The organism is Erwinia sp. V90_4 (assembly GCF_029967685.1).
Lineage (GTDB): Bacteria > Pseudomonadota > Gammaproteobacteria > Enterobacterales > Enterobacteriaceae > Erwinia > Erwinia aphidicola.
Genome location: NZ_JASCAQ010000055.1, coordinates 31581 through 50525, shown reverse-complemented (window position 1 = coordinate 50525; position 18945 = coordinate 31581). Strand labels below are relative to the sequence as shown.

Below are 18945 nucleotides of genomic sequence, written 5' to 3'. Positions count from 1 at the left end.
TCCCGATAAGATAGTCAGATTATTCAAGAGCGTTAAATCGTCATCATTATCGGCACTTGCGCGGTTAATCTTTACCCTTCGCGCAGGGTTATGTGCCTTCTGACACCTCCAGCCTGATCTGAGTCAATAACGACGTCCGATCGCGCACGCTGGAAAACCCCGGCGCAAAGCGCGGCAGCAGCGACAGCGTAAAGCGCAGGTGCTGACCCGGTTCACGCATTACAATGCGGCTTTCCGGCTCGGCGAAGACCTCACTCAGCGGCTGCGCGCGCTCCGGACTTCCCCCTGACGGCAGAAAATTGAAGCTGGCCGCGCGGCTGTCGAGCCGGGCATCATGCAGCCGCAGCTGCATCTCACCCTGTTGCCCGAAGGCAAAGGCCGCTTCTGCGCCCTGCGCTGAGGTGAAGCGCACGCTGATGATTTGTGGCGCATCGCAGTCAATGCCGATCTGCACCTCGCGCGGCGTCAGGCTCATTTTTTCTGCCGAGCCGGGGATAAGGTGGCGATTCAATTCGCCGTAATCGATGCGCCCGCCGTGGCTGGTCACATGACAGGCTGCTTCTGCTGACGCCGCAGAGAGCAGCATGGCCAGAATCAGCAGGCTGTTACAGGCACTGCGCGATAACTTTTTCATACAGTTGTTTCTCCGATCTGCTGTTTTTGCTGTCGTAATGAAATTCACAGCGCTGTTCGCCGCTGCCGGTCTCGGCGAAAAGATGCACCTGTTCGGGGGCGTTGCTGAGCCAGACCACGCCATCATCGATGGCGCTGGTGATGTAATTGTTTTTTCGATCCCAGACGCGGCTGCCGCGCGGCAGCGGTTTACCGTTTGCCAGCGTCAGGTTGAACAGCAGACGATTGCTGGTGAGCATGGCATAGCGAAACTTTTTCACCGTGCCGCGCGCCAGCGTGGCATCACGGTGACCGTTACTGATATCAATATGTTTTGGCAGCTTCTCGGTATTCACATCGATGCTGCTGCGCTGCCACGGCGTCATCGACGGTACCAGCGCCCGCCCACGCCAGTCGGTCCAGCTGGTGCCGCCGGGCGAGACGATCTCCACCCCGGCCAGCTTCTCATTCAGCTCCACCACGCCGAAGGTATCGCCAATGCGCGAGGCGGTGAAGGTCAGCCCTCCCTCATGCAGCGCCATGCCCCCGTTAAGGCCAAGGGAGTAATTTTGCTGCCCGGCGCTGTCGTAACCTGCGGTGGCGTTCATCCACGTATAGTGCAGATTGGTGTTCAGGGCGCCGTAGACCGACGAGGCTCTTCCCGTCAGGTCGCGCTCGGTCGAGAGCTGGTAGCTACTGTTGTCAGAGACTTCGCCACTGCTCTCCAGCCCAATACGTTCGCTGTCATTGCTGCGGCGGTAGTAGCTGTTTTGCCGCTGTTCGCCGAGCGGGAAGCTCAGGTTAAGCGACAGCTGATGGTCGTTGCTTCGCCCGTCACTGCCGTGTGAAGCGTGCAGCGTTACCAGCGTAGACGCCACGCGCTTACTCCACCCCAGAGTGTGATAGCGCGATGGCTTGCCATCGTGTGAGCGTTGAGAAACCGCGTGGCTGTAGGTGAATCGCCCCAGTTTAGGGGGCGCCCAGGCCAACATCAGGCTGTACTGGGTAGAGCCCTCTTTTTCTGTCGTACGCTGGCGATCCGTCGCTTCAGCCGGCGTGAGAAAACCACCGCTGCTTTTAGTCAGCCCGACGCTGGCAGAGAAGGTGTCAGAGAACTGATAGCGCGTGTTCAGCCGCAGCTGTCTGCTGACGTGGCGACGGTAGCTGTCATTGACCGCGACCAGCTGCGACATGACCGTTAGCGCGGGCAGCGGGGCGGACGAAGCCGCCAGCGCCAGCGAATGATACTGCCGGGAGAGCAACATACCGCTTTGCAGATCGAGCCACTCTGCCGGCTGCCACTGCTGCGACAGCGTCGCCAGCAGCGGTTGATGGCCACCGCCGCTATTGCGCATCTTGCCGATCGCCAGCGAGTAGCCCTGCGCGCTGGAGGTGAGCGTGCGCCCGAAGCCGCTGGCCGGTACGCTGAACTGCTGCACGCGGCCATCGGTTTCCGTTACCGTTACCTCAAGATCGGCATTGCGATTTCTCACCGGAATATTGTCCAGCGTAAAGGCGCCTGCCGGTACCAGCGTACGAAAAACCTCCATGCCATACTGGCGGATTTCGACTCTTGCCTGGGCCGTCGCGCTAAAGCCGTTTACCGTCACACCGGAACCTTTTTCCGGATTCAGGCCGTTGTCCGGCATCAGCTGTACGCCGTTGATGGCGCCCAGCGCGAAGGGCGTATTGCTGACATTCACCACCCCTGCCTGAAACAGTTTGTTGAGCGGCTGCAGATAGCGCTGCGCCCAGAGCGAGCTGATTTCGCCGCCCACTTTGCCATCCATTTTCTGAAACTGCTGGCGACTGCGCACCAGCCAGTTATTAACATTGATGCCGTTCTCGGTGTTCAGCCAGCTGTAACGCTCCTGCCAGCCGCGCGCGCGCGCCAGCGAGGTATAGAATTCGTAGTTGAGCATGCCCGCGCCACCGCCCTCTTCCCCCTGCAGCGCCGGATCCTCCTGCTGCAGTCGATCCTGCGGCACCACCAGGCTGACCGTCAGACGGTAGGGACGATAGCGAATGCTGACGTCAGGATCGCTGTCGGCCCAGTCATGACAGGCGGCACCATCCTCGCCTGCCGGGCCGCCAGGCCGCACCTCTTTCACGCCCAGCTGCTGAAACAGTTTAGGCGTAAAGCACAGTGCCCCCTGTGGGCCAAAGCGGACCCGAAAGGCGCCCACCATCTGGCCGTTCAGGCTGATATCCACCAGGTTATCGCCTGCCGGGAAACGGTTGTTGCGCTCAAGCAGCTGCAGCATGCTGGGGTCGATACCGCTGCGCTTCAGGCGCCCCGCGTCCCAGCTGACGGCAGCGCTGGCCGACTGCGTCCCATCGTCTGCAGCGCCACAGGCAGAATGCAGGGCGCCAGCGAAGGTCAGCAGCAGAAGTAACGGCCTGTTCATTAGCTGGCAAGCGTGACCGGCTGTTTAAACTTGCCGGCAACATAGCCATATTTAGAGAGCGTCTGGATTTGCACCTGACGGCCCGGCTGGACGCCGGCGCTTTCCGGCAGGGTCACGTTCAGCGACTGCCCCGGCAGGATGTAGCTTTTGCTGAGCTTCAGTTTCCTTCTTAGCGGCAGCAGTTCGATCTCCTGTGCCAGGCGCACCACCATGTCCGAGGGGTTGGTGACGGTCAGGGTTGTGCCACGCTGGGTCCATTTCAGCGCCTTCCACGGGTCAGCGCTCATCTCCAGCGCTGCCGGATGGATAATGACCGGCAGATCCTGACGAATATTCATGCCAATACTGTTGGCGCCGCTCGCAGTCTGCGGCGGTATCCCTTCGAAAATAACCCGCTTCATGTGCTGATGCTGCAGCGGTTTATCCTGATTGAGAATAAAGCGCACGCGCTGCGTCTGACCGGCAGCAATGCGGCTAACGGGTTGAGTGACCAGTATCTGCGGCTCTTTATCATCCGGCAGGTCGTAAACTTTTACGTAAAGCAGCGCTTCCGTATCGCTGGTGTTGGTTATATTAATACTGCCACCACCTTCGTCCTCATTAATTAGCACCATTGAGGTTTCAGGCTTCATAATTGATGACTGCGCGAAGGGGGAAATAACAGCCAGTGATAAGAATAAAGAACGTAATAACATATAAATAAACTTTCCGTTAAAAATAAAATATAGAGAAAAAGGACATGCCACCAGGGTTCGTGGCATGCCAAAGATAACTCTTTTTTTCTCTGCGTAATTCAGACTATAAAGGCGTTAATTACGCCTCTATTAAGCGGGGGGAAATAACGTCAGGTCAGAGATAGACCACATCAAACGTTGCCATGCCGGAGAGCGTAATATCATCGGCGGTCCCGAGGTCGTTAATGGACGCAATATAGGGCGTGGCCGAGAGTCCCATGGTCAGCTCTTTGGTTGCGGCTGGCAACGCTTCGCCGTCCAGCGCTAAGCCATACAGACTATTGCCGGATGCCTTCCATTGAATTTCCTGACTGCTGGCTCTCCAGCTGCTGCCGCCAGTATCTGACTCCAGCAGCATCACCGCCTGTCTGTCATCGGCATGAGCGTTTTTTGCCTCGGCACTCAGCGTCCAGGCGCCAATCATCTTTCCTTCTGAAGTGGCGCCAAGACTGAAATAGCTGGCGTCGTTTTTACCATCAATGCTGACTTGCCCCGCCAGTTCAGCAATATCGGCTGGCTTCACCAGCACCAGCGCGCTGGCTTCACAGGCAACTTTGAGGTTAACGCTTTTACTCTCCAGCTGGGTTGCGCGGTTGGCGTGCAGGTTGGCGGCATCAATATCCCCCCAGTTAAGTACGCTGCCACCTTCCAGCGCAACGTTGCAGGCGGGTGGCTCGATAATCCCCCTGACCTGCAGCCGTGCCTGGGTTGCTGCCTGCGCCGCACTGAGAGATCCCAGCCCCAGCACAGCGGCGGCGACCAGTGGTAATGTCATTTTTTTCATATTTATCACTCTTTAATTCAGGCGTTGTTTCAGAGGTAGACAATGTCAAAGGTCGCGTTGCCGTTAAGCGGGATATTCTCCAGCTTGCCCAGCTCGTCCGCCGGAGAGATAGCCGGGGTGACCTGGATATTCAGCATCACGTTTGAGGCGACGACCGGCGTAGCCGTTATGCTGTCGCTGAAGGCATTCAGGGTATCGCTGTTACTCCACTCAATGGTGTTGATTTTGGTCCAGTTTGCGCCATGGTCATCTGAGCTGACGAAGAAAATATCGGGTTTACTGTTCAGTTGAGATGCATCGCGGATAGTGCTGATGCGGTAAACCCCCACCAGTTTGTTTTCTCGCGTGGCACCGAGGCTGAACTGTAGCGCCGGATCGGGCACCCCATTTAGCGGCGTGCCGGCCAGCTCCGCCACATCCTTCGATTTAATGGAGAACAGCGTTGGGGAGGCACAGCTGACGTTCAGGCTGGTGCTTTTCTGTGACAGCCAGGTCGGCTCATCGCGCTTCAACTCTGAGGCGCGGATCTTGCCCCAGTCCAGCCTGCCGCCGCCCTGAAAATCAATGTTGCACGAAGGAGGTTTAATCACTCCGCGAATTTCCAGCGTGGTGCTGTCTGCTGCCAGCGCGTTTTGGCTCACTGTCACGCTGCAGAGTACAGCCAGAGCGCAGGAGAGTTTTTTTATCTTCAGTGTCATTGTTGTAGTCCGTAACTGAGGGGGGCTATGGCAGTGGGAATACACCGCAATCACCCCAACAAGATTCGCAGCCATCATAGTTTTCCTGTCTGGTAAGTCACTTTATTAATCAATTAATCTCTCGCTAAAAGAAGAAAAGCAGTCATTAATGCTGGCTAGAGCGGCATTCACCGCTATTACACTCCCCTGTAACCGGGGCAGACAGGGAAGCTGAAGGTCAGAGGAAATGGAGGGCTGAGCGTGGCGTTTTTTTGCACAAAATGGAGATTATTAATCGATTAATCTGCTTAAAACGGCAGCGCTTAAGCTTTTTTAATCCCTGTAGCGCATCAGCGGCAGCGTTTTTTCTCGCAAACACGGCGCCACCGCGCTCAGGTCTATTCTGAAAGCCGGAAAAAGGGGGGTGCGTTGCCGGGTGAGATAGCTATAATACCTGGCACTTAACTACGCTAATTAAAGGAATCGAAATGAGCCTGAACCACGTTCCTGCGGGCAAAGACCTGCCAGATGATATCTACGTCGTGATTGAGATCCCAGCGAATGCCTCTCCGATCAAATACGAAGTCGACAAAGAGACTGGCGCGCTGTTCGTAGACCGCTTCATGGCGACTGCGATGTTCTACCCGTGCAACTACGGTTACATCAACAACACCCTCTCCCTGGATGGTGACCCGGTAGACGTGCTGGTGCCAACCCCGTACCCACTGCAGCCAGGTTCAGTGATCCGCTGCCGTCCGGTAGGCGTGCTGAAAATGACCGACGAGTCGGGTGAAGATGCCAAGGTTGTTGCCGTTCCACACAGCAAGCTGAGCAAAGAGTATGAGCACATCCAGGATGTGAACGACCTGCCAGAACTGCTGCGCGGCCAGATCACCCACTTCTTCGAGCAGTACAAAGCGCTGGAAAAAGGGAAATGGGTTAAAGTTGACGGTTGGGAAGGTGTGGCAGCAGCTAAAGCTGAAATTGTTTCTTCTTTCGAACGTGCAGCAAAATAATCCGTGCAGGAGAGGAACTCTCCTCCGCGTTAAATAAAAACACCGCTGCGGCGGTGTTTTTTTCGCTTTTATCACTATCTCGTTAAAATAAAAACAGCCCCACGCTTTAATCGACGAGCGATATCGTAATCGCATTCTCAGGGAAATAATCATCCTGAATGGCGAACAGACTGCTGCTAAATATCGGATGCAGTTTCAGGGTGAAACTGAGATGCTGCCCAGCCGGGTTGATAATAATCTGACTGCCCGGCAATAATTTTGCCGTACTCTTACTTTGCGCTTCATCGCTGCGCAGCCACGGCGATCGTTCAATAAACTGACTGGCATAGTTGTCGAGCACCAGCGCTGAAATAGCCACCTCGAGATTTCCATCACGGCCAAAAGAGAACTGCTGCGGATTGCTGCCGTTGCTGCCGCTAAATGCCAGTTTCATCTCCCGGGGAGCATCGCAATCCACGCGGACCTGCACTTCACGTACCGGCAGTTCAATCCGGCTGGCGCTGTCTGGCATAATCCGTTTATTCAGCTGACCATAATCCAGCTGTAAAGTACTGCTGCTGATAGTACAGGCTGCTGCGGCCCCCAGCGGAGTGAGCAGCAGGGCAGCAGCCAGCGCGCGCCTTGCCAGCTGACGCATCTGAATTTTTCTTTTAATCACTCTTCCTCCCTGATGTTTGCGCATGCGCTGCCCCACTGACGGGCAGGCGAAACTTTCCGGCGACATAGCCATACTTTGACAGGCTCTGAATTTCCAGCTGGCGCACCTCTGCCCCTCCCTGCCCGGCCAGCGTGATGACCTCCCCGGGCAGCAGATAGCTTTTATCCAGCGTCACGGTTTTCTGCTGCGGCAGCAGCGTGATGCTCTGCGCCAGGCGAACCACGTAGCGCCCGCTATTTTCGATGCGCAGATCGCCGTTGATCGTCCTGCAGCGCAGCATCTTCCACGGATCCGCCAGCATGGGCAGGGCCGCCGGATGGATGATCACCGGCAGATCCTGACGCAGATTGACCGCCACGCGATCCGCGGCGATCGGCACCAGCGGGATCCCCTCGACGATCACTCTTTTCAGGTGCTCATGCGCCAGCGCTGCGCGGGTATTGAGTAGAAAGCGCACGCGCTGCGTCTCGCCAGCCGCCAGCCGGGTCACCGGTTGCGTGACCAGCAGCTGCGGACCCCGATCGTCCGGCAGATCGTAGACCTTCATATACAGCAGGGCGTCCGCATCGCTGGTGTTGGTTACATTCAGGCTGCCGCCCTGCGCCGCCTCCTGGATCAGCACCATCGAGCTGGCGGGGCGCATAATGGATGCTTCTGCTGCGCCCGCCCGCAGCAAAGCGGCCAGGCAGAGGATTAGCGTATTGCATTGGCTGAGTTTCACGGATTGCGGTTACCGTCAGTTGCGCTACAGATAGACTAAGTCGAAGGTGGTGCTGCCCGCCAGAGTGACGCTGTCGTCAAAATCCAGCGCCTGCCGTGCGGCCACCGAGGGGGTAACGCGCAGCGTAAAGACCGCCGTTTTCGCCGGCAGCGGCTGCGGGTTAACGCCGTCAGAAAAGGCGATCAGCTGCTCCCCCTGAGTGGTCCAGCTCAGCTCGTCCTGCAACGATTGCCACGTTTTACCCCTGTCGTCGGAACTTATCAGTGCCGCCATCTTTTTCCCATCCACCAGGCAGCTGCTGGCCGCGCTGTGAAGGGTATAACTGCCAATCGCTTTGCCCCTGCGGGTGGTGCCGAGGCTGAACAGCGTCGCATCGGCGCTGCCTGCGTCTGCCGCTCTGGCCGCAATATCCTTTGCGCGCAGCGCGAACAGGGTAGCGGTTTCGCAGCTGACGTTAAGATGGGTGGTGCGCGCAGGCAGCGTGGTGGAGTGGGTGGTCGACAGCGACGCGCTGTTAATCTGCTGCCAGTCAAGCACCCCCTGCTGGTCAATGGTCAGATCGCACGAGGGTGGCGAGATCGCCCCTTTTACCTGCAGCGTGAGCTGCGTATCGGCGTGCGCGGTTGAAGCGCTAATCAGCGTGCTGAGCAGTAAAGTGCGGCTCACTATTTTCATCCTGTTCCTCCCTGGTTGATGGTATTCAGACGCAGACGCCGCTGATTTTCTGGAAAGGCGCATCCTGCGACTTATCGTCTTCAAGCTGATAGGAGAAGCTGCACTGCTGCTGTTTATCGGCTATTTCGATATGCAGCGTGGCTTTTTCCGGCGAATTTTCGAGATACACGGTGCCGTCATCGATCGCCATAGTTAACAGCTTATTGTTTTCATCTCTCACCATGCTGCCGCGCGGCAGCGGTTTTCCGTCGCTGAGCTGCAGCGTCAGCAGCAGCCGGCGCGTGGTCAGCACGGAGAAGTTGATGCGCTTGACCGCCCCGCGCGCCAGGTTGACGCTACGGTGGCCGTTGCTGACATCGCTGCGCTTCGGCAGCGTTTCGGTGTTCAAATCCAGCCCGCTCTCTCTCCACGCCTGCAGGTTGGGCGCCAGTGCCAGCCCGCGCCAGTCGGTCCAGCTGGTGCCGCCGGGGGTGCTTATCTCAACGTTGGCCAGCGGTTCATTCAGCGCAATCAGGCCAAAGGTCTGGCCGATCGGATTAGATGAGAACAGCAGATGGCGGTCGATCAGCGCCATACTCCCGCTGCCGCTCTGTGAGTAACTGCTGTATCCCCCGCCACTCTGCTGGGTGGTGAACCCCATCATGGTGTAGTGCAGGTTGGCATTAACCCCGCCCTGCACCGACTGCGTGCGCTGCTGCAGATCGCGCTCGGTTGACAGCGCGTAGCTCATATTTTTGTTAAGCGGCCCCTGCGTCTGGGCACCCAGCTGGCTGGAGCTGGCACTGCTGCGGTAATAACTGCTGATCTGCTGCTGCCCCAGCGGCAGCGTCAGGTTAACCGACAGCTGTTTATCGCCAGAGCCGCCGCTGCTGCGCGCATAGCTGGCCGACAGCAGCGCCCTGCTGATATTTCTGCTCCAGCTCAGCATGTTGTAACGCGTGGTACCGCGCCCGGCGCCAAAGCGGGTGCTTTCAGCGTGGCTGAGGGAAACACTCCCCAGCACCGGTAGCGACAGGTTGGCCGACAGCGAGTACTGGGTGTTTTCCAGGTCGACAACGCCGTTGCGCCAGCGGCTGCTGGCTTCACTGAGTGTTAAATAGTTCGGCGTGCTCTTACTCACGCTGCCGCTGAGCGACAGCAGGTCGGAGAGCCGATAGCTGGCTGACAATGAAAGCCGGCCGCTGCGCACCTTGCTGTAGCTGTCGTTGGTCGCCATGATCTGCGCCGCCAGCTGAAAACCCTGCAGCAGCTGGCCGCTGACCGCCATTGCCAGCGACTGATACTTTTTCGCCAGCATGATGCCGTTTTGTGCCGAGAGGCGCGACGTCGGCTGCCAGCTCTTATTCAGGGTGAAGATAGCCGGCACTTCATGATCCTGACTGCCGGTGTCACGCAGTTTACCCAGCGCCAGCGAAAATCCGCGTGGCGCAGCGCTGCTAGACGCCATCAGCTGACTGGCGGGCACGCTGAAGTGCTGCTGCCGACCGTCGGTTTCCAGCACGCTGACGTCAAGATCGCTGTTGCGGTTGGTCAGCGGAATATTGCGCAGGTGAAACGGGCCAGCCGGTACCAGGGTGTTATAAATGACCACGCCATACTGCCGCACCTCGACGCGCGCCTGCGGCGTACTGGCAATGCCCTCGACCATGACACCGCTCTCCTCCTGCTGTTCGAAGCCATTATCAGGGATCAGCTGTACCCCGTTAATGTCGCCGACGGCAAACAGCGTATCGCTGACGCTAATCTGGCCAAACTGCAGCCGCTGCTGCCAGCGTGCAAGGGCGCGCTCAGCATAGAGAGAGCTGACGCTGGCACTGTTTACCCCATTACTCTGGCTCAGCTGCTGATAGCTGCGCACCATCCAGCCGCCGAGATTGAGGCCATCCTCCAGCGTCAGATAGCTGTAGCGGTTGCGGCCGCTGCGGCTGACGTTGAGGGTATTAAAGTAGCTGTAGTTAAGCAGCGCCCCGGCGCCCCCGGTTTCGCTGCTGTTCGCCCGCTCAGCAGGGGCTAGCCAGCTTTGCGGTACCACAATACTGGCTGACAGCGTGGCGGGCTCGGAGCGGGTGGTGATATGCGGGTCGTGCTTTACCCAGGCAAAGCAGCCCTGCGGCGGCATCTTTTCCGCGGGTTTTAACCCCAGCTGCGCGATCAGCTGCGGGGTAAAACAGAGGTCCCCGTCGGCACTCACCGTGACGCTGAAGGTGCCCTTAAACTCACCGTTGACGCTGAGATCGAGGACATTTTCGCCAGCAGGAAAGCGTGCGTTGTTATCCAGTATGCCCAGCTGGGCGGGGTCAATACCGCGCGCTTTCAGTAGTTTTACCGCCAGCGACTCCTGGTCTGCGGCAGCCCCCTGGAATTCGTCCGGCTCACGGTGCTCAGCCAGCGCCGGCGGTGTTTTATTTAACGGCGGCAGCGCCACATCGCTCAGAACTTCTGCCGGCAGTGCCAGCAGCGCCAGAACGCAGAGCGGTGCCGGCCTCAGAGAACGGGACGACATGATAATCAGCTGCCGTGACTAACAGGCATGTCAACTTTGCCGGTATCAAAACCGAACTGCGAAAGGGTCTCAAAGCGCACCTTGCTCACATTGGCCAGGGCTTTGGCATCGGATACCGCCACAGGCAGCGTCTCGCCCGGCAGCAGGTAGCTTTTCGTTATTTTGGCTTTTTGCCCGCCGGGAAGCAGCGCAATATCTTGCCCAAGCCTGATAACGTAAGCCGTGGCGTTGTAAACCGTCATTTTTCCACCGCCCACCGACCATGCCAGTGCTTTCCACGGGTCGGCTTCGGCAACCAGCGTGCGCGGACGAATTATCAGCGGAAGGTTCTGGCGAACGTTGATATTCACCTTATTTTTTCCAGGCTCTGATATCAGGGGAAGCCCTTCTAACGTCACCCGTTTAATGTGTTCCACGCTTAACGGCTGCTGGCTTGACAGCAAAAAGCGCACCCGCTGGGTCTGCCCTGCACCAACGCGCACCACCGGCTGGGTGACCACCACCTGCGGCTGTTTATCGTCATCCAGATCGATGACTTTGACATACAGCAGTGCCTCCCGATCGTCCGTATTGGTCACATTAATACTGCCGCCGCCCTTCTCCTCATCAATTAAGATCATGGAGGTTTGCGGCTGCATCACCGCAAAGGCAGAATGAAGAAACAGCAGCAATGGGAGGGAAAATAACTGAGGGAAAAAAATCTTGAGCATAACAATCATCCTTGATGCTTAAGCGGGTAATACAGCCACCGGCGCAACAGCCACCAGCCTGCGCTGAACTGTTCTTCCGGTGGCATGATTAATTATAAGTAGATGATATCCACCGTCGCGAGACCAGTCAGTTCGGCTTCCTGCACATTGCCAATCGAGCTAGTGGCATTAATGGTTGGAATAACGGACATAGCGAAACGCTTAACTTTCGCCTTATCACGCGTTTGTTCCGTCGTACTAATATCAAAACCTGCCGTACTATTCACGGCGCCATTTGCCATTACGGCCTCTCCAGCCCCAGCCCTTTGAACGAAGCGGCCATCCTCACCACGGAAGAGCATTGAAGCGGCAGGCTTGCCGTCGATATTACTTTCTTTAGCATCTAATACCAGCTTGAAAGTTCCCAGCTCTGCGTTGTTTTTATAACCCAGTGAGAATGCATGGGCGTCCTTGTTAGCCGCAGCCATATCGGAGAATTTGATACCGGTAAAGGCTGCTTCCGGGCAGCTCACCGTGATGGCAATTTTCTTCGCGATATCTTTCAGCTCGGTGGGTTTATCTTTGTTAAGCTTACCGACGTCAATATCACCAAAGGCGATACTCTGCCCACCATCTCCCACCGTGATGTCGCAGGCAGAGGGCACAAGCTTGCCGGTCACCTGCAGATTTGCCGTTGAGCTGGCCATAGCCTGGCCAGAAGCGATAACGCCGAGGATTGATGCGACAAGTACAGTTATTTTTTTCATTGCAATAGTCCTTTATTTTATAGTGACCTGACTACTCGCAGATACTGCGGCAGTGTCGGTCTGGAAATAATCAGCCGCTCAGCAACAGCCGCTGCTTAGCGCTGACCATCGGGCGTATTCCTTTCCAAAAAAACAGAAACAGAACACCTTTAATACACCTAAAGGCTGTAAAAGATTATAAATGTATTTAAGGTGTTTCATTTACCAAAAGCCCCCTTATTTAAGGAAGTTAATGGAAATACGATTCCAAAAATAAGGTTAAATAATACCTACCAAGTTAATCGGGGCGTATAATAACATGCCAAATCATTAAATCTACACACCACTCTTCGACAGGCGCCAAAATAATAAATACTACAAAAAAAAGCTTTTTAATTAGCATTTAATATCGCAATAAGGTCTCATTATTAGTAAGGCGATATGAATGATATCTGCCCTACTGCACCCACAGTTTATATCCCCTTTAAAACAGCAACAGAACAATCCTATTTCCCACTGATTTCTCACCCAGTATTACTGAAGAGACAAAGGCTCAGATAACAGGCAAAAAAAAACACCGCTCGAAAGCGGTGTTTTTTGGGGGGTTATTCAGCCGCATCGCGCCGCAGCCAGTCGCCGCTGGCGATATGCTGCCTGCCGGAGACGGAACGCTGATACACATAGAGCCAGGCGCTGCCATACGGCGTTGGCACCAGCTCCCGCCTGTACTCTCCGCCTTTGGTTCTCAACGCATCCAGCTCGCCCAGCGTGGAGGCGTCGATGCGGTAGACTTCGCAGTAGACCTGACCTTCACCGTGAACCACGCCCGGGTAGAGCCCAAGGTTATAGAGCGCGTAGCCGTCGATCTGATGATCGCCCAGCCACTGCCCGTTGGTCATCCAGTGACTGTTGCCCTGCTTGCGCCGCAGGCTGCCATAAACGATTATTCGCATTGCTAAAACTCAAACTGATAGAGCACGTCCAGCGCCTGGTCGATACCAGACACCGCTTCCAAATAGAGTTTGGGCATCAGGCGGTAACGCAGCGTTAACGTCGCCAGTGAATCAAATATGCCAACACCGTATTTTACCTGTAGACCCGGCAGCACGTAGCCGCTGACCTGCACCTGCTGGCTGTCGCCAACCCCTGCAGTATCCAGCGCCAGATTGCTGACGCCGAAGGTCTCCCCGATTTTACCCACAACCTGACCACTTTGTGCAACCCCCAATCCGACCAGCGCTGAAGTTAATGCGTCACTGTCGCTGCCGGAGGCGCCTAAACCCTGGCCGCGCAGCAGATAGGAGAGCGCCTCCTGCTGGGATTTCGCCGGGTCGGAGAAGATCTCAACCTTGGGTTCATCCGCCAGCCCGGTGACGCGCACCCCGGCGGTGACATCATCCTCGGTGGCTTCCGGGTTACGGATCGCTTCCATATTGATGTAAGGCTGGTCCGGCGGGCCGGAGAACTGCAGCTCGCCCTTGCGCACCAGCAGGTCCTGCCCGTAGGCGTGGAAGCGACCGGACGGAATGTTGATCTGCCCGTTCAGCCCGAGGCCACGCTTATCCTGCACCAGCTTAAGATCGCCGTTGAGCTTCGCTTTCAGGCCAAAGGCGCTGAGGCGCACATCGTTGCCGACATGGATGATCAGATTGCTGTTGATCGGGATGGCGGTGGACTTCGGCGCAATCGGCTTGAGGTCTTTATCCAGCAGCACTTCGTCGGAGGAGACGCCAACCGCGCTCTCCGGCACCTCCTGCACCGTAATGCGCGCCCACGGGATGTCGACGCGGCCATCGAGATTAAACAGCTGCGGCGTGGCTTCAAACACCAGGTCCGGCGACACGTCCATACGCACCATCGGCGGCACGGTGACGCGCACTTTATCGCCCTTGGCCGCCACGCGCGCACGCCAGGCATCCAGCTGGCTCCAGTCGGCGTCACCGTTCAGCGCTATCTGCCCTTGTGAGGTCTGGATCAGCCCCTCCAGCGTCGAACTCATGCCGTTGAACACCATATTCAGATTGGCTGCCGTCAGATCAACCGGCATAAAGCTGCCGTCGACATCGACATTGCGCAGCCCCAGCTGGCCGAACACCTGCGGTTTCTGCAGATTGCCGCCAAGGCGCAGGTTGCTGCTCAGCACCCCGGCGATTTTCTCGCCCTGCATCAGCGCCGGGTTGAGCATCGCCAGCGACAAATTGGCAATATTGATATTGCCGGAGAGCGTGCGCTTGCCCTGCGGGTCGGCAATCTGCACGTTACCGTCAAGCTGGCCGTTACCCGCGATGCGGATCAGCCAGTCGAGCTGCGCGCGGCCATTTTTCAGCGCCGCATTAAGGTTCAGCGTGTCGAAGGCGACCGGCAGCGTGTTGCCCTGCACATCCTGCTCCACTTTCACCCCGCTGCCCTTCAGCGCGATGCGCCCGGTCGGCAGTGCGCCATCGGCAGTCCAGGAGACATCGGCATCGCCGTTGAACACGCCGCGCAGCTGGGTCGCTTCCGGCATAAACGGTTTGATCATCGCCAGGTCAAAGCGATTCAGCACCACGCGCGCTTTGCCGGCAGGGCCCGCTTCCACCGTCTGCGGCACGCACAGCTCGGCGTTCGGGTTCTGCCAGCAGTGTGGGCCAATCTTCACCGTCTGGACGCTGTTGAGATAGTCGAGCGCAATAGCGCGGGTTAAGCGCCACTCGCCAACCGGGGTATCAAAGCGGGTGTTGTTAAGGTTGCCCTGCCAGCGCTGGGTGGCGCGGTCAAAGCTGCCGTTCAGCGCCAGCTGGCCGGAAACCGGTTCACCTTTGAGATTGAGCTTGAGCTGATGCTGCTTCTCCGTGCCGCTGGCATCAAGGGTCAGCAGATCCACCGCCAGCGCATCCTGCTTCAGCTGCTCGACGCGCAGCGCCAGTTTGCCCTGCACCTGCTCGCCGGAGCTGACGTCGCCATCCAGCTTGATGCGGCCAATGCGCATCGCCTGCCAGCGCAGCCCGGTGGCGGTAAGGTTGGCCAGCAGCTGTGGGGTTTTCAGGTCGCCACGGGCGCGGAGAGTGCCTTTCGCTACGCCGCCCAGCCCCGGCAGCGCATTGTCGAGATGCTGCGCATCGATATTGGCATCAAGGTTCAGCTTATCGCCGAGTGAGCCTTTCACATCAACGTTGTTACGCCCCAGCACCAGTTTGATGCCGGGAATATTCCACTGGTTGTAGCTGTTGCCGTACAGCGAACCGTCGGCGCTGACCGCGTTGTTTCTGACGTTGCCTTTCAGCTTCAGCTCGGGCACGCGCATCTGCCAGCTGCCGCCGTACAGGCTGCCGCGCGTGGTGATTTTGCCGTCCAGCTTCGCTGGCCAGTCCGGGTACTGCTTCGCGGTATTGATGCCGCTCAGCAGCAGTTCGCTGTGCCAGCTGACCGCCTTGCTCCAGTCCACCAGCGCGCTCAGGTCAGCATTGCCCTGTAGCGCCGCCAGCCGCAGCTTATCCAGCGCAAACTGCTCAACGTTGCCTTTACCGTCCAGCGTCAGGGTGGCAGGAGGAATGCCCTGGCCCTGTAACGCCGCCTTCAGCGACATCACGTAATCGGTGGCTTTGCCTTTGAAGGTGAAGTTGAGGTTATCCGCCTGATACTGCGCCACGCCATCCAGCGGCCAGCGCAGCTGCGGGCTTTGCAGCGTCATATTCAGCGGCAGGCCGATTTCAGCCAGCTGCGTATCCGCATCCAGCTGGGCGCGCACCGGGCCGGAGAGATTCAGCGCCAGCTTGAGGCTATCGCGCAGCCCGCCGTCCAGCGTCATCTTGATTTTTTCGCCCTTGATGGGATCGATATTCAGCGCGCTGTAAAGGTTGAAGCTGACCGGCCAGCTGCCGCTCAGCGTGGCCTGCCCCTGTGCGTTAAGCTGCCCCTGCGGTGAGTCAATGTCGAGGGTTTGCAGCTGCAGCAGGCTGTTATCGCTCTTCGCCTTCAGCAGCAGGCGGTTGACCGCAATATCGGTATCGCCGGTAATGCGCAGCTGCTCGCCGAGGATCTGCTGCACCTCGACATCCAGCGGCATCGTGAATTCCGGCAGGTCCGGCAGCAGTGGTTTAGCAAACAGCGCCTTCAGGGTTTCACCCAGCGGCTTTTCATCCGGCTGAGGATCCTGCACTTTTGGCTGGACCACCTGCTCGTTGGCGACTTTTGCCGCTTTCGGCAGCGCGATCAGCAGCCCCTGAATATGGGTCGGGGTCAGCGTCAGGCTGCGCGCCTGCCAGTGCATTCCGCTGGTGAAGTCGGCGAGAGAAATGGCGGTATCATCAATTTTCAGATTGATGTTATGCAGTGCCAGCCTGCTGAGAGTGAGCGGATAGGGGGTGCTGATCTCCCCGCTGCTGCTCTCTTCCTCAACCGGTGGCGTGGCGGCCGGGGCCATTTTTTTGCTGTCCACCACCACATTGACGTCCTTCAGCGACAGGTCGTTGACGCAGAACGCGCTCTCTTTCAGGCAGCTTAGCTTGAGCGCAAGATGGAACTCCCCGGCGTTAACCGTGACGCCCGGCATCTCATACTTCAGCCCTTTGACGGTGAGATTACGCCAGCCGCCGTCCACCTGCTGGATATCGAGCCCCGGCACCCAGCGCGCAGCGCCGTTCAGCACCAGATGCAGACCGGTGGTGGTGCCGAGTAAAAAGGCAACGCCGCCCAGCAGCAGTACCACAAAAATCACAATGCCAATCAGGCCCTTTTTCCACCACTTCATAGTTCAGGCCCCAGTCCAATGTAAAACTGAATATCGCGATCGTCCTGGTCGCCAATTGGCCGGGCAATGTCCAGCTTGATTGGCCCAACCGGCGACTGCCAGCGCACGCCAAAGCCCGCGCCGGTTTTGAAATTACTCTGCTTGATGTCGTTGACGGCTTCGCCCGAATCGACAAACACCGCCCCCCACCATTTGCCTGACACGTTGTATTGATACTCCAGCGAGCCGGTCGCCAGTTTGGAGGCACCGGTCAGCTTGCCTTCGTCATCGCGCGGCGAAATACCCTTGTACTTATAGCCACGAATGCTGCGATCGCCCCCGGCGAAGAAGCGCAGATCGGGTGGGACCTTGCTGAAGTTGTTGGTTTCTATCCAGCCGAGGTTGCCGCGCACCACAAAGCGGTGTTTATCTTCCAGCGTGCGGATCCAGACGTTCTGCGCCTGCATCACGGCGAAGTCGATATCGGAGCCCCAGGTGGTATCGGAGACATCCAGCGAGTAGCGCTGGGAATCACCCCAGGTTGGCATCAGCCCACCGCGCGAGCGGGTGCGGTTAACGCTGACGCCAGGGTAGATCAGCATCGTGGTGTTTGTGACGCTGCCCTGGGTAAAGTGGTCGAGGCTCCAGCGCAGATTAATCGCCCGCTGCCAGCCGCTGGAACTGTCCCAGTAGCGCGAGGCAGCCAGCGTGCTGGAGTCGGCTTTGGTGTCGTTGAGATCGGTGCGCTTCAACCCGCCCTGCAGCAGGTAGTACTGCTCGAGGGGGCTTTTGCGCAGCGGCATTTTATAGCTGAAGTCCAGCTGCTGCTCGGGGGCAGAAATATTGGCGCTGGTGCTGAAGCTGTGGCCACGATCGTTGACCCACGGCTTTTTCCACGTCGCTTTGACGCGTGGGCCCACGTCGGTCGAGTAACCTACACCGGTCTCAATGGTGTTTTCGGTGCGCGGCGACACCACGCCATGCAGCGGCAACACTTTGCTGTCGCGCGCCTTATCAAACTCGGGGGCCACCACCACCGAGTTAAACCAGCCGGTCGCCGACAGGCGGCGATTCAGTTCGGCCAGGTCGCGGGAGTTGTAGTAATCGCCTTGTTTAAACGGCACCAGGTTTTGCAGATAGTCTTCGCGGATTTGCGAACCGGAGAAGCTGACGTCGCCAAAGCGATAGCGCTGGCCGCTGTCATAGTCGAGGTCCCAGAAGGCTTCACGCCGCTCTACCGATACCCCCAGCTGGCTTTTACGGTAGTCGCCGTCAAAGTAGCCTTTGCGCAGCGCCAGATTGCTCAGCGAGCTTTTGAATTTTTCATAGTCGCTGTGGTTGAGCACCGTCCCCAGCGGCGGTTTTCCGCTTTTCACCAGCTTTTGATAGTCTTCGTCTGTGCGGGCGCCGCCGCGCAGGATCACGGTTTCCCCCGCCAGTTTTACCGGCTCACCAGGGGTGACTTTTGCCAGCAGCAGCGGACGCTTTCCGCCAGGAGGAGGAGGTTGCAGTTCGAAGTCGATCTCAGGTTCGTAGTATCCCAGCGCCTTCAGGCCCTCTTTCACCGCTTCGCTCACCCGCGAGCGGAAGCGGCCATCGGAGGTCACTTCATCATTAGTGATGGTGGATAAACGCGCCCTGACATTCTTCTGTAACTCCCCTGATAACCCTGTCACCTGCAAACGAACGTTCGCTGCCTCTACGGCAGGCGCAACGATCAGCAGGCAAGACATGCAAACCACATGAACTCTTGGCACGCTTACTCCCGTTTTTATTGCCAGCCCGCAATCCACCGGGCTTAACCTGATAATCCCATTATGCGACCATTGTGCTGCAACAGCTTTCAACCCTGCATGAATCACTGTGGCTAAGTAGCATCTAAACCTAAGACAAATTTTGTGCCTATTGTGTGCAAAGTCACGGTACGTTACAACACAGTATCGCGATTGCGGGTAAAAGGAGTGTAACGCGCTATGGCGATCGGACAAGTCGCCGCACTTTTTCTCCGCGCGCA

15 protein-coding genes are annotated in these 18945 nt (G+C 57.6%); 1 reads left to right on the top strand and 14 read right to left on the bottom strand.

Going from position 1 to position 18945, the window contains the following annotated elements:
* Window positions 1-88: 88 nt before the first annotated feature.
* The 5 genes from QLG07_RS16010 to QLG07_RS15990 all read right to left on the bottom strand — a co-directional run bounded on the left by QLG07_RS16010 (window position 89) and on the right by QLG07_RS15990 (window position 5236).
* Window positions 89-634, bottom strand: coding sequence for a hypothetical protein (locus QLG07_RS16010; protein ID WP_187498747.1), 546 nt, complete (start codon window positions 632-634; stop codon window positions 89-91).
* A complete protein-coding gene (locus QLG07_RS16005) occupies window positions 606-3020 on the bottom strand; it encodes a fimbria/pilus outer membrane usher protein (protein ID WP_282469652.1) in 2415 nt (804 codons plus the stop codon). Before QLG07_RS16005 ends, QLG07_RS16010 begins: the two co-directional genes overlap by 29 nt.
* Window positions 3020-3715, bottom strand: coding sequence for a fimbria/pilus chaperone family protein (locus tag QLG07_RS16000; RefSeq protein WP_282469651.1), 696 nt, complete (start codon window positions 3713-3715; stop codon window positions 3020-3022). The genes QLG07_RS16005 and QLG07_RS16000 overlap by 1 nt, the downstream gene beginning before the upstream one ends.
* A gap of 154 nt (window positions 3716-3869) precedes the next feature.
* The gene (locus QLG07_RS15995; RefSeq protein WP_282469650.1) at window positions 3870-4538 is read right to left on the bottom strand and encodes a DUF1120 domain-containing protein; all 669 of its coding nucleotides are present in this window, start codon (window positions 4536-4538) and stop codon (window positions 3870-3872) included.
* A gap of 29 nt (window positions 4539-4567) precedes the next feature.
* Window positions 4568-5236, bottom strand: a complete 669-nt coding sequence (locus QLG07_RS15990) for a DUF1120 domain-containing protein (RefSeq protein ID WP_282469649.1) — start codon at window positions 5234-5236, stop codon at window positions 4568-4570.
* A gap of 467 nt (window positions 5237-5703) precedes the next feature.
* Here QLG07_RS15990 and ppa point away from each other — a divergent pair, with 467 nt between their 5' ends.
* A complete protein-coding gene (gene ppa / locus QLG07_RS15985; protein ID WP_048917376.1) occupies window positions 5704-6231 on the top strand; it encodes an inorganic diphosphatase in 528 nt (175 codons plus the stop codon).
* Window positions 6232-6337: 106 nt separating this feature from the next.
* Here the strand turns inward: ppa and QLG07_RS15980 are convergent, their stop codons facing one another.
* The 9 genes from QLG07_RS15980 to QLG07_RS15940 form a co-directional block, all read right to left on the bottom strand.
* Window positions 6338-6889, bottom strand: coding sequence for a hypothetical protein (locus QLG07_RS15980; RefSeq protein WP_282469648.1), 552 nt, complete (start codon window positions 6887-6889; stop codon window positions 6338-6340).
* Window positions 6882-7610 carry a fimbria/pilus chaperone family protein gene (locus QLG07_RS15975; protein WP_282469647.1) on the bottom strand — a complete coding sequence of 243 codons (729 nt, stop codon included), beginning with the start codon at window positions 7608-7610 and terminating at the stop codon, window positions 6882-6884. Before QLG07_RS15975 ends, QLG07_RS15980 begins: the two co-directional genes overlap by 8 nt.
* Window positions 7611-7634: 24 nt before the next feature.
* A complete protein-coding gene (locus QLG07_RS15970; RefSeq protein ID WP_282469646.1) occupies window positions 7635-8276 on the bottom strand; it encodes a DUF1120 domain-containing protein in 642 nt (213 codons plus the stop codon).
* 34 nt (window positions 8277-8310) lie between these two features.
* Window positions 8311-10788 (bottom strand): fimbria/pilus outer membrane usher protein, encoded by a 2478-nt coding sequence (locus QLG07_RS15965; protein ID WP_282469645.1) that lies wholly within the window; start codon window positions 10786-10788, stop codon window positions 8311-8313.
* Window positions 10789-10793: 5 nt separating this feature from the next.
* Window positions 10794-11498 (bottom strand): fimbria/pilus chaperone family protein, encoded by a 705-nt coding sequence (locus QLG07_RS15960; protein WP_282469644.1) that lies wholly within the window; start codon window positions 11496-11498, stop codon window positions 10794-10796.
* A 92-nt stretch (window positions 11499-11590) separates the two neighbouring features.
* Window positions 11591-12244 carry a DUF1120 domain-containing protein gene (locus tag QLG07_RS15955; RefSeq protein WP_282469643.1) on the bottom strand — a complete coding sequence of 218 codons (654 nt, stop codon included), beginning with the start codon at window positions 12242-12244 and terminating at the stop codon, window positions 11591-11593.
* 584 nt (window positions 12245-12828) lie between these two features.
* Window positions 12829-13176, bottom strand: coding sequence for a gamma-glutamylcyclotransferase (locus tag QLG07_RS15950; RefSeq protein WP_282469642.1), 348 nt, complete (start codon window positions 13174-13176; stop codon window positions 12829-12831).
* Between the two features lie 2 nt (window positions 13177-13178).
* A complete protein-coding gene (locus QLG07_RS15945) occupies window positions 13179-16952 on the bottom strand; it encodes a translocation/assembly module TamB domain-containing protein (protein ID WP_282469641.1) in 3774 nt (1257 codons plus the stop codon).
* Window positions 16949-18688: an autotransporter assembly complex family protein gene (locus tag QLG07_RS15940; protein ID WP_048917385.1), complete on the bottom strand. Its 1740-nt coding sequence runs from the start codon at window positions 18686-18688 to the stop codon at window positions 16949-16951. The genes QLG07_RS15945 and QLG07_RS15940 overlap by 4 nt, the downstream gene beginning before the upstream one ends.
* Window positions 18689-18945 lie beyond the last annotated feature (257 nt).